Here is an 11,350-nt window from a genome sequence, read left to right as displayed (position 1 = left end):
CAGGCACAATCCGCTGATGGCCGACCGCCTTCCCGTCCATCCCGTCAACCCGCAGGCGCGCCAGATCGACCGCGCGGTACGGGCCATCGCCGCCGGCGGCCTGGCCCTGGTGCCGACCGACGCGGGCTATACGCTGGCCTGGAGCATCGACAGCAAGGACGCGGAGGACCGCGTGCTGCGCCTGCGCGAACTGGACAGCCGGCACCCTTTCACCTTACTCTGTCGCACAGTAAGCGAGGCCGGCCGGCTGGCCCGGCTGGACGATCGGGCCTTCAGACTGGTGCGATCGCTGACTCCGGGGCCCTGCACCTTCATCCTCCCGGCTTCGCCCGACCTGCCCAGACGCATCCGCAACGTCGGCCGCAGCAAGCGCCGCGCGATCGGCATTCGCCTGCCCGACCACGTCGTCGTGCGCGGTCTTCTGGAGGCGGTCGGTGAGCCGCTGCTGTCGACGAGCCTGTTGCTGCCGGACGAGGAACATCCGGTCAGCCACGAGGCCGACATGGTCGCCGAACGCTGGTTGCGTTTCGTCGACGTGATGCTGGATGCCGAGGACTGCGAGCCCGGCCCGACCAGCGTCGTGGATTGCACGGGTGACGAACCCGTGGTCGTTCGCCAGGGTTTCCATCCCGTGGCGCTGTAACGCGGAACCCGCATGGATCATCGATGAGCGAAGCCACCGCCGCCGAAGCCGGTCACCCCGGCCTGCCGGGCCATCCGCCGGCGCCGCAGCAGCAGGAGATGCCGCTGGCGGTCGTGATGGGCCAGCCGGTGCTGCAGATGCCGCAGGACCTGTACATCCCGCCGGATGCGCTGGAAGTGATCCTGGAGGCCTTCGAGGGCCCGCTCGACCTCCTGCTCTACCTGATCCGCCGGCAGAACCTCGACATCCTCGACATCCCGGTCGCCGAGATCACCCGGCAGTACGTCGACTACATCGAGGTGATGCGCGAGCTGCGCTTCGAGCTCGCCGCCGAGTACCTGGTCATGGCCGCGATCCTGGCCGAGATCAAGTCGCGGATGCTGCTGCCGCGGCCGCCGGCGGACGAAGGCCTCGAAGCCGATCCGCGTGCCGAGCTGGTGCGCCGGCTGCAGGAGTACGAGCGCTTCAAGAAGGCGGCCGAGGACATCGACACCCTCGACCGCCTGGACCGCGACACCGCCGTCGCGCATGCACACGTGCCGGACCGGCAGGTCGTGCGCACGCCGCCGCCGGTGGAGCTGCGGGAGATGCTGCTGGCCCTGCGCGACGTGCTGCGCCGGGCCGAGATGTTCGCCCACCACGCGATCCGCCGCGAGGCGCTGAGCGTGCGCCAGCGCATGGGCGACGTGCTGACGAAGCTGGAGGGAGGCGCCTTCCACGCTTTCGAGAGCCTGTTCAATGCCGAGGAAGGCCGGCTGGGCGTGATCGTCACCTTCCTCTCGATCCTCGAACTGGCCAAGGAACAGCTGGTCGAGATCGTGCAGGAAGCACCGCTGGCGCCGATCTGGCTGAAGGCCAAGGGCAGCGCCGACACCGCCGAACTTCCCGAACCCACCGCCGACGGCGCGCCGCCGGCGGCCTGATCCACCGAAGCGAGTCACATGGACCCGGTATTGATCCGACAGATCGTCGAAGCCGCGCTGCTGGCAGCGCCGCAGCCGCAGACGCTGGCGCAGCTGGCCGCCCTGTTCCCCGAAGACGCACCGCCGCCGCCCGGCAGCCTCGAGAAGGCGATCGCCGAGCTGCGCGAAATGGAAGCCGACCGCGGCGTCGAGCTGGTCGAGGTCGCCTCCGGCTACCGCTTCCAGGTGAAGGCGAACGTGCATCCCTGGGTCGCCCGCCTGTGGTCGGAGCGGCAGACCAAATACACCCGCGCGACCCTGGAAACGCTGGCGCTGATCGCCTACCGGCAACCGATCACCCGCGGCGAGATCGAGCAGATCCGCGGCGTCAGCGTCAACGCGAACACGATCAAGATGCTGGAAGAGCGCGAGTGGATCCGCTCGGTCGGCCACCGCGACGTGCCGGGCCGCCCGGAACTGTTCGGCACCACCAAGGCCTTTCTCGACTACTTCGGCCTGAAGTCGCTCGACGAGCTGCCGCCGCTGGCCGAACTGCGCGACATCGCCGAGCTCGAGCCGCAGCTGCCGCTGGAGGCACCGGCGGTCGCCAGCGCCGCGATGGCGGATGCCGGTGCCGACGACGCCACCCGCGAGCCGCTGTACGACGATACCGCCGACGGCCTCGACGACGAGGACCCCGACGCCGGCTACGACTACGAAGGCGGCGACGGCGACGACGACCGCCTCGATCCCCCGGGCGCGGACCCGGATGCCGACGACTTCGGCCACGGCGCCGAAGAGTGCGATCACGAACCCCATCACCACGCCGCCAACACGGCCACCCCCGACGATGCGACCGGCGATGCCGCCGGTCCGGAGCGAGACGAATGAGCGACACCCGCAGGAAAACGCTGTCCCTGGGCAGCCGCAAGGCCGGCGACGCCGGCAATACCAAGGTCGAGGAGCGCCTGCACAAGGTGCTCGCCCAGGCCGGCCTCGGCTCGCGCCGTGCGCTCGAGGAGCGCATCGCCCAGGGCCTGGTGAAGGTCAATGGCGAGGTCGCCCAGGTCGGGCAGTCGGTGAAGGGCGGTGACCGCATCGACATCGACGGCAAGACCTTCGTCGCCACCGCGCTGACCGAGCCGGCGAGCGTGCTGCTGTACAACAAGCCGGAAGGCGAAGTGACCACGCGCGAGGATCCCGAGGGCCGCCCGACCGTGTTCGAGGCGCTACCGCGACTGAAGGGCGCGCGCTGGATCGCCGTCGGCCGCCTCGACATCAACACCACCGGCCTGCTGCTGCTGACCACCGACGGCGAGCTCGCGAATGCGCTGATGCACCCGTCGAGCAACATCCAGCGCGAATACGTCTGCCGCATCCACGGCGAGGTGCCGGATGCCGTCGTCGACCGCCTCGCGCGCGGCGTCGCGCTGGACGACGGCCCGGCGAAGTTCGACGAGATCGAGCGCATCGGCAGCTCGGACTCGCATGCCTGGTTCCGCGTGGTGATCGGCGAAGGCCGCAACCGCGAGGTGCGCCGCCTGTGGGAATCGCAGGGCTACCAGGTCAGCCGCCTGAAGCGCGTGCGCTACGGTTCGGTCGCCCTGCCCCGCCTGCTCAAGCGCGGCCATTGCGAGGAACTGGCGGCGGCCGAGGTCGAGAAGCTGCGCGCGCAGTTCCGCCTCGAGGACAACCCGCCGGTGCTGACCCTGCAGCCGGTGATCGGCCAACGGCGCTCCCGGCCGACCGAGATCCGCGTCGGCAAGGACCGCAAGCAGGCCTCGTACGTCAACGGTTCGATCGACGACGAGGCGCGCGAGCTGCGCCGCTTCGACAACTTCCGCGAAGACAAGGGTCCGGGCCGCGGCCGTGGCCGCCCCGGTGGCAAGCCCGGCGCCGGCAAGGGCAAGCGCGGCGGCGGCAAGCCTTTCGCCGGTCCGATGGGCGCCGACGCGCCGCGTCCGGCGCGTGGCGGCTTCCAGGGCAAGCCCGGTGGCCCGCGGCCGAAACGCCCGCGTGGCGACGCGCAGCCGCAGCACCACGGCGGTGTCGATCCGAACAACCCCGCGGCCTTCCGCAGCTGGTACGTGCCGGAAGGCGTCGAGACCGGCTCCAAGGTCGCGCCGCCGCGTGGCGCGCGCGCCGGCAAGCCCAAGCCCTTCAATGATCGTGGTCCGCGTCCCGGTGGCGACAGCCCCTGGGGCCAGCGCGGCCCGCGTGCCGGTGGCCGCGGCCCCGGTGGCGGTGGCGCGGCGGCGGCCGGCCGTGGCCCGGGCGGCGGCGCCCGCGGGGCCGGTGGCAACGCCGGTGCGCGCGGTCCGGGGGGCGGCGGCAAGCCGCGTGGCCCGGGCGGCAATGCGCCGGGGCCGCGCGGTGGCGGCACCCCGCACCGCCGGCGCCGGCCGGAAGGCCTGCCGGCCGACGACTGAGTCCGCACGGTGAGCGACGACGCGCTCGAGGCGCGCTGCCTCGCCCGTTCCTGGTTCTATCCGTTCCGACTGGCGTCGGGCGCGGTGACGCGCTGCTACCTGGCCGACGAGGTCGCCGGCATCCACGCGACGCGGCGGCAGATGCTGCACGAGGCGGTGCTGGCCCATTTCGGTGCCGGCGACGCCCCGGGGCGCGAGCGCCGGGCGATCGACCTCGCCTGCCACGAAGGCTGGTTCGCGCAGCAGGTCGCGGCGCTGGGCTTCGCGACGCTCGGCGTCGATGCGCGCGCCGAGCATGTGGACGATGCCCGCCTGGTCGCCGAAGCCTGCGGCGCGCGCGGCCTGACGTTCCGCCAGGCCGACGTGCACGCCCTGTCGGCGGACGCCGCGGGCCGCTTCGAGCTCGTGCTCTGCCTCGGCCTGCTCTACCACCTCGAGAATCCGGTCGGCGCGCTGCGCACCGCGCACGCGCTGACGGCGCCCGGCGGCCTGTGCGTGATCGAGACCCAGGTCGCGCCGAACCTCGCCGGCCCGCTCGACTACGGCCACCACACGTTCGTGAAGCCGATGATGGGCAGCTTCGCGATCGTCGACGAGACCGACGAGACGCACGGCCCGGAAACCTCGACCACCGGCATCTGCCTGGTGCCGAGCCTCGCGGCCCTGCTGTGGATCCTGCGCAAGGTCGGCTTCGCCGAGGCCCATGTGCTGCCGCCGCCGGCCGATGCCTACGAGCAGCTGCGCTACGGCAAGCGGGTGATGGTCGCGGCGACCGCCTGAGTCCCCGGCCGCCGCCGCGGCGGCATAATCGACCGACCTCCTGCGAGTGCCCCGATGATCCAGACCAAGCTGCCGAAGGTCGGCACGACGATCTTCACCGTGATGTCCCAGCTCGCCGCCCAGCACGGGGCGGTCAACCTGGGCCAGGGCTTTCCCGACTTCGCGGTGCCGGCGCGCCTCGTCGACGCGCTGGCGCGGGCGATGCGCGAGGGCCACAACCAGTACGCGCCGATGAGCGGCCTGCCGGCGCTGCGCGCATCGATCGCCGCGAAGTCGAAGGCCTGCTACGGCATCGACCTCGACGTCGACGGCGAAATCACCGTCACCAGTGGCGCCAGCGAGGCGATCTTCGACGCGGTGCTGGCGGTGGTGCGCCCGGGCGAGGAAGTGATCGTGCTCGACCCCTGCTACGACTGCTACGAGCCGGCGATCGAGCTGGCCGGCGGCGTCGCCGTGCACGTGCCGCTCGATCCGGCCGACTTCTCGGTAGATTGGCAGCGCGTGCGCGATGCGGTCACCCCGCGCACGCGCATGCTGATGGTCAACAGCCCGCACAACCCGTCCGGGGCGATGCTCACCGCCGACGACATGCACGCGCTCGCCGACATCCTGCGCGACACCGGCATCGTGCTGCTGTCGGACGAGGTCTACGAGCACATCGTCTTCGACGGCCGGGTGCACGAGAGCGTGCTGCGCTGGCCGGAACTGGCCGCGCGCGCCTTCGTGGTGTCGAGCTTCGGCAAGACCTACCACTGCACCGGCTGGAAGGTCGGCTACTGCGTGGCGCCGCCGGCGTTGAGCGCCGAGTTCCGCAAGGTGCACCAGTACAACACCTTCTGCACCTTCGCTCCGGCGCAGCACGCGTTCGCCGAGATGATCACGACCGAGCCGGAACACCACGAACAGCTCGGCGCCTTCTACCAGGCCAAGCGCGACCGCTTCCGCGAGCAGCTGCTGACGACGAAGCTGCGGCCGCTGCCGGTGCCGGGCGGCTATTTCCAGCTGGTCGACTACTCCGGCGTCAGCGACCTCGGCGACGTCGACTTCTGCCGCTGGCTGACGATCGAGAAAGGCGTCGCGGCGATCCCGCTGTCGCCGTTCTACGCCGAGGCGCCGGCGGGGCAGCGGCTGGCGCGGCTGTGCTTCGCGAAGGTCGAGGCGACGCTCGATGCCGCGATCGACAGGCTGCAGCGGCTGTGAGCGCGCCGACCCACGATCCATTGCCGGTCGAGACCGGCCCGCAGCGCGACCTGCGCATCGCCCTCGTGCAGGGCGACACGATCTGGCACGACCCGGCAGGCAATCGCCGCATGTACGGGGACATGATCGCGCCGCTGGCAGGAGACGCCGATCTCGTGCTGCTGCCGGAAACCTTCACCTCCGGCTTCAGCAACGAGGCCCTGGCCGACGCGGAGACGATGGACGGCCCGACCGTGGCCTGGATCCGCGAACAGGCCGCGAAGCTCGGCGCCGTGGTCAGCGGCAGCGTGCAGATCCGCACGCCGGAAGGCGTGTTCAACCGCCTGCTCTGGGCGAGCCCGGACGGCGGCCTGCGCCACTACGACAAGCGTCATCTGTTCCGGATGGCGCGCGAGCACGAACGCTACGCCGCCGGCCGCGAACCGATCACCGTCGCGCTGCACGGCTGGCGGATCCGTCCGCTGGTCTGCTACGACCTGCGCTTCCCGGTGTTCATCCGCAACCGCCACGACGCCGCGGCCGCGCGCTTCGACTACGACCTGCTGCTGTTCGTCGCCAACTGGCCGGCCCCGCGTCGGCACGCGTGGCGCACCCTGCTGCGCGCCCGCGCGATCGAGAACCTGTGCTACGTCGCCGGCGTCAACCGCGTCGGCACCGACGGCAACGGCCACGCCTATGCCGGCGACAGCCTGCTCGCCGACTTCCTCGGCATGCCGCTCGTCGAACTCGACGACCGGCCCGGCGTCGTCGTGGCGACCGCGTCGGCATCGGCGCTGGCGGAACACCGCACGCGCTTCCCTGCGCATCTCGACGCCGACCACTTCGCGCTCGAACTCTGAGGAACGGGAAAACGACGGCCCCGCGAACGGGGCCGTCGGGTCATCGTGTTGTCGCCCTTCCTCAGTCGCAGCCCTGCGGCTGCGAGCTGAGCATCGTGACGTTGGCGCTGCGCGACCAGCTGCCCGGCACGCCACCCGTGAAGGTCGCATTCGTGCCGATGGTCTGGATCGTCGACGGGCCATAGGTGCGCGTCAGCGTGCCGACCAGGTTGTAGGTCGGCGTCACGTGCGTCCCCAGCGGCGCGAAGCCCTGCAGCTGGAACAGCTGCACGTTCGTGTCCGCCGCGTTGAAGGTGCCGCCCCGCTCCGCCGACAGGAAGCGCGGCACGCCGCGCGCGTCGTAGACGAAGGTCGCGAGGAACTCGTAGTTGCCGGCCACCTGCACGCTGTAGCCGTAACCCGGCGAGGCCTCGTCGAACCAGTGCGCGCTGACGTTCAGCGGCGTTCCGTTCACCACCGGGCAGCCGGTCAGGAAGGTGTCGAGCGTTTCCGCGCCGGTGAAGCCGTCGATGTTGTAGGACACCGCCAGCTGGCCGGTCGCCCGCGGGGTCAGCACGATGTTGCCGATCGGCGTCAGCGTGCGCGAGGTGCCGTTCCAGGCCGCGCGGTAGACCGGCGCGCTCCACACCTGGTGGCTGCCCGGCGCCGCCGCCTGCGCGTAGTACCAGGTCGGCGTGCCGTCCTGCAGGTAGGTGTACCAGAGCAGGGCCAGGTCGGTGCCGGACGGGTAGACGAAGAAGCCGTGGCCGCCGCGGCTCGGGTTGAAGTACGAGCCGCGCTTGAGCGCCGGCACCGCGGACACCGTGTCGATCGTGGCGCTGACGTCGACCTTGGCGACGCCGCCGCCGGTGTTCACCGGCGTCACGTACCAGCGGCCGGCGGCCGGGTTGTTGATGACGATCGTCTGGTTCGCACCGGCGCCGGTCGCCGAATGCGAGGCCGAACCCCGCGGCGGCGCCGCGGCGACGGCCGGACCCGCCGGCTGGTCGATCCGCGCCGCGTACAGCGACACCGAGCCGCTGCCGTTGCTGGTGCGCAGCGTCATCTTCGTCACGCCCGGCGGCACGTCGAAGTACAGGCGCTCGTGCGCGGCGCCCGCCGGCAGGGTGACCGGGCGTGCCACCCCCGGGCTCAGGCCGAAGGCGCCCGGTTCGGTGGCACCGGACGCGACCAGGCGCACGCGGGTGTACACCGGTGCCGCGCTCGCGCTCGGCCGGGTCGTCACGTAACCGACGCGCACGCTGCCCGGCACGATGGTCGGGTCGTCCCAGGCGACGCGCAGCTTGAACGGCGTCGAATGCGGGATGTTGCCCGGACCGGTGGCGGTCAGCTGGGTGGTGTCGGCGCTGTCGTCGAGCACCACCGCCAGCGTCTCGACGCGGACGCTGGTGCCGGGACCGGACCAGTTCTGCGCCATCACCCAGAAGGTGATCGGGGACGCTTCGCCGAGCAGGTTGATCTCGCAGGACTCGTTCGAGGACGCGTTGCCGGAAACGCACAGCTCCTCGTTCTCGTCCGGCTTGCCGTCATTGTCGGTGTCGCGGCCGACGTACAGGTCGATGTCCGGATTGGGCGCCGAGGTCGTGGCGCTCAGGATGATCCGCTTGCCCGGCGCCGCCGGCACCGTCACCAGCCGCACGTAGGTCCCGGTCGCGCTGTCGTAGGGGGTGTCGTTGGTCGGGTCGACGGCGATGTTCTGGGTGGTGATCACCGGCTCGAACAGCGGGGTGACGTCGAAACGGGCGTCGCCGAGCGCGGTCATGCCCGGAACGTCGATGTCGAAGAAACCGCGCTCGGCGGTGATCGTCCGCTCCTGCGAGGTCATCGCCGCCTCGGCGGCGGCATTCATGAACGGGGTCGCGAACACCGCGATCGGCAGGTGCAGGTCCGGACGGCCGTCGCCGGAGGTGTTGGTCAGCGTGACCGTGCCGTAGACCCAGGTGTTGAACACCCGCGGATCGTTCACGTTGACGGTGAAGTTCACCGTCGTGCCGGCGTTGGAGGCGTTGAAGCTGGTGATGTTCGGGGTGACGCTGGCGCCGGCCGGCAGGCCCGATACCGAGATCGAGTAGCTCGACGCGGCCGCGCCGGGCATCCGGTAGAACTTGCGCGTCAGCACGCAGGTGCGGAAGCAGGCGCCGTGGCCCAGGCTCGGCAGGTTCAGCTGCTCGGCGCCGCCGGTGAACGGGTTGGCGGCGGCGGCACGGAAGGCACCGTCCTCGACCTCGAGGTACAGGCCGGCCTGCGCCGCGAGGGCGACGTCGATCATGCCGGCGCCCTGTTCGTGCGGGGTGCCGAGGATCGGCCCGATCACCTTGATCGAACTGCGCGCGGTCAGCACCAGCGCCGACATGATCTGGTCGTCGGTCCAGGTGGGCTTGGCCGACTTCAGCAGCGCGGCGGCGCCGGCGACGTGCGGGGTCGCCATCGAGGTGCCGCTCATCGTCGCGATCGCATTGGTGCTGCCGAGACCGGCGGAGATGATGCTCACGCCCGGCGCGGTGACGTCGGGCTTGATGACGCCGAGCGGAATCACCGGACCGCGGCCGCTGAAGCTGGCGAGGCGGTCGGCCTGGGCGACGCCGTTGCGGTCGTGGGTGGCGGCAGCGACGCCGAGCACCCACGGCGAGTTCGCCGGGTTGCCGTGCGTGCCCGGATCCGGGCCGTCGTTGCCGGCCGCGGCGGCGACGACGATGCCGGCCTCGCGCGCGGCGAGGAAGGCTTCGGTGTCGTCGACCGCCGGGTTGCCCACGGCGAACCACGGATCGATCGGGCCGCCGCCGATCGAGTAGTTGATGACGTCGACGCCGTCGGCGACCGCCTGGTCGATCGACGCGACCAGCGCGGCACCGTCGCAGGAGCGGCCCGGGCAGGCCTTGTAGATGACCAGGTTGGCGAACGGCGCGACGCCGCTGTAGGTGACCGTCGACGGCTGGAACGAGCGTCCGCCCGAGGTCGCCGCGGTATGGGTGCCGTGACCGTCGCTGTCGACCGGATCGGCGCGGCCGTTCGTGGTGTTGGCGACGAAGTCGTACAGGCCGATCACCTTGTTGTTGCAGGCCGACGGCGTATTGATGCAGTAGCCGAGGTAATTGCCGGCGCCGCGCGGATTGGTGATGCCGCCGGCGCCGAAGGCGACGTGCGTGCGATTGATGCCGGTGTCGATGACGCCGATGATCTGGCCCGCGCCGCGATGCGAGCCGACGCCGGTGATGGTGCCGTTCCAGATGTCGTCGGCGTTGATCCACTGCGGGCCGCGGTCGGTCTGCGGATAGCGGACGAAGTTCGGGCTGATGTTGCGCACGCCCGGCAGGTGGCGCACACGCTCGGCCTCTTCGGCGCTCAGGTGGAGGGCGACGCCGTTGATCGCGTGCTCGTAGGTGTAAACCGGGCGCAGCTGGCGGCCGAGGCGTTCGGAGAACTCGGCCAGGCGCACCCGGCGCAGATCCTCGAGGTAGCCGACATAGGCGCGCGCCGCCTGGCTGCTGGCGTCGTACTTGCGCTCGCCGGTCACCTCGCGGCTGGTCGGCGCCAGCGCCGGGCGGCCGCTGCCGGCCGGAAAGCCGCGGAACGAGGCGGCGGCCGGTTCCTCGAACTGGATCAGCCAGAGCGGGAGTTCGCCTTCGCGCACGATCGGCGCACTGCGGTCCGGGACGACGGCGTCGACGCCGCCGGCGACGGTGCCGAGGCCGAGGGCGATCGCGATCAGGAGGGGTTTGACGTGCATCTTTGCTGTCCCGCGGCTGAATGAACACCGATTGTGGAACACCCGGGCCGGCCGCACAAATGGCCGCGACGCCGGATCGCGATCACGTGTGCATCGCTTCCGGATCCGCCGCAGGGACGGCGTGGGCCACGTGGGCCGCGTGCGGTAGCATCGCGGCCCGATGCCGTCGCCCGCCCCCATTCCGCTGCTGCAGGCCCGCGGCCTGGCTTTCGCCCGCAATGGCGAGCCGGTGTTCGGGCCGCTGGATTTCCGGCTCGATGCCGGCGAAGCCCTGCTCGTGCGCGGCGGCAACGGTGCCGGCAAGACCACCCTGCTGCGCGTGCTCGCCGGGCTGCTGGAGGCCGAGGAAGGCATCGTCGAGATGGACGGCCGCCGCGTCGACCGCGACCACCTCGCGCGCGGCAGCGCCTATCTCGGCCACCTGCCCGGCCACAAGGCCGACCTCAGCGCGCTGGAGAACCTGGCCTTCGCGATGGCGATGCACGGCGTCACCGGCGATCTCGAGGCGGCCCTGGCGGCGGTCGGCCTCGCCGGTTACGAGGACAGCCAGGCGCGGCGCCTCTCGGCCGGGCAGAACAAGCGCCTCGGCCTGGCGCGCCTGCGGCTGTCGCCGGCGAAGCTGTGGCTGCTCGACGAGCCCTACGCGAACCTCGACCTCGACGGCATCGCCCTCGTGGATGCGCTGGTGCGCGACCACCTCGCCGGCGGCGGCGCCGTGCTGCTGACGACCCACGGCGCCTACGCGGCGCCGCCGGTACCGGTACGCACCCTGCCCCTGGGGCGCGGCGCCGGAGCGGCGGCGTGAGCGCGCCTTCGCTGCTCGCCGCCGC

9 protein-coding genes are annotated in these 11,350 nt (G+C 71.6%); 8 read left to right on the top strand and 1 reads right to left on the bottom strand.

The window, feature by feature from the left end:
* The first annotated feature begins 16 nt into the window (after positions 1–16).
* Genes K311_RS0101185 through K311_RS0101155 form a run of 7 tightly spaced genes read left to right on the top strand, consistent with a single transcriptional unit; the run spans position 17 to position 6,793 of the window.
* Positions 17–643, top strand: coding sequence for an L-threonylcarbamoyladenylate synthase (locus tag K311_RS0101185; protein ID WP_026815795.1), 627 nt, complete (start codon positions 17–19; stop codon positions 641–643).
* Between the two features lie 23 nt (positions 644–666).
* Complete coding sequence (locus K311_RS0101180) at positions 667–1,566, top strand: segregation and condensation protein A (RefSeq protein WP_026815794.1); 900 nt, start codon at positions 667–669, stop codon at positions 1,564–1,566.
* A gap of 18 nt (positions 1,567–1,584) precedes the next feature.
* Positions 1,585–2,436 (top strand): SMC-Scp complex subunit ScpB, encoded by an 852-nt coding sequence (gene scpB / locus K311_RS18725; RefSeq protein WP_081683213.1) that lies wholly within the window; start codon positions 1,585–1,587, stop codon positions 2,434–2,436.
* Entirely contained in the window at positions 2,433–3,974 is a 1,542-nt protein-coding gene (rluB, locus tag K311_RS0101170) for a 23S rRNA pseudouridine(2605) synthase RluB (protein WP_026815793.1), read from the top strand. The genes scpB and rluB overlap by 4 nt, the downstream gene beginning before the upstream one ends.
* A 9-nt stretch (positions 3,975–3,983) precedes the next feature.
* On the top strand, positions 3,984–4,754 hold the full coding sequence (locus K311_RS17335) for a class I SAM-dependent methyltransferase (protein ID WP_026815792.1): 771 nt from the start codon (positions 3,984–3,986) through the stop codon (positions 4,752–4,754).
* Between the two features lie 54 nt (positions 4,755–4,808).
* Positions 4,809–5,954, top strand: a complete 1,146-nt coding sequence (locus K311_RS0101160) for a pyridoxal phosphate-dependent aminotransferase (RefSeq protein WP_026815791.1) — start codon at positions 4,809–4,811, stop codon at positions 5,952–5,954.
* Positions 5,951–6,793, top strand: coding sequence for an amidohydrolase (locus tag K311_RS0101155; RefSeq protein WP_245570611.1), 843 nt, complete (start codon positions 5,951–5,953; stop codon positions 6,791–6,793). Before K311_RS0101160 ends, K311_RS0101155 begins: the two co-directional genes overlap by 4 nt.
* A gap of 61 nt (positions 6,794–6,854) precedes the next feature.
* Here the strand turns inward: K311_RS0101155 and K311_RS0101150 are convergent, their stop codons facing one another.
* Positions 6,855–10,520: a S8 family serine peptidase gene (locus tag K311_RS0101150; protein ID WP_026815789.1), complete on the bottom strand. Its 3,666-nt coding sequence runs from the start codon at positions 10,518–10,520 to the stop codon at positions 6,855–6,857.
* A 160-nt stretch (positions 10,521–10,680) separates the two neighbouring features.
* On the opposite strand from K311_RS0101150, the gene ccmA reads away from it, so the two are divergent.
* Positions 10,681–11,325 carry a heme ABC exporter ATP-binding protein CcmA gene (gene ccmA, locus K311_RS0101145; RefSeq protein WP_026815788.1) on the top strand — a complete coding sequence of 215 codons (645 nt, stop codon included), beginning with the start codon at positions 10,681–10,683 and terminating at the stop codon, positions 11,323–11,325.
* The last annotated feature ends 25 nt before the right edge of the window (positions 11,326–11,350 follow it).

Origin of the sequence: Arenimonas composti TR7-09 = DSM 18010 (assembly GCF_000426365.1) — a bacterium.
GTDB classification, from domain to species: domain Bacteria; phylum Pseudomonadota; class Gammaproteobacteria; order Xanthomonadales; family Xanthomonadaceae; genus Arenimonas; species Arenimonas composti.
This window is presented reverse-complemented; position numbering and strand designations above follow the sequence as displayed.

Coding starts and splice junctions, on each gene's coding strand:
- scpB (WP_081683213.1), top strand. CDS start 1,585: ATGGACCCGGTATTGATCCGACAGATCGTCGAAGCCGCGCTGCTGGCA.
- ccmA (WP_026815788.1), top strand. CDS start 10,681: ATGCCGTCGCCCGCCCCCATTCCGCTGCTGCAGGCCCGCGGCCTGGCT.
- K311_RS0101180 (WP_026815794.1), top strand. CDS start 667: ATGAGCGAAGCCACCGCCGCCGAAGCCGGTCACCCCGGCCTGCCGGGC.
- K311_RS0101185 (WP_026815795.1), top strand. CDS start 17: ATGGCCGACCGCCTTCCCGTCCATCCCGTCAACCCGCAGGCGCGCCAG.
- K311_RS0101160 (WP_026815791.1), top strand. CDS start 4,809: ATGATCCAGACCAAGCTGCCGAAGGTCGGCACGACGATCTTCACCGTG.
- K311_RS0101150 (WP_026815789.1), bottom strand. CDS start 10,520: ATGCACGTCAAACCCCTCCTGATCGCGATCGCCCTCGGCCTCGGCACC.
- rluB (WP_026815793.1), top strand. CDS start 2,433: ATGAGCGACACCCGCAGGAAAACGCTGTCCCTGGGCAGCCGCAAGGCC.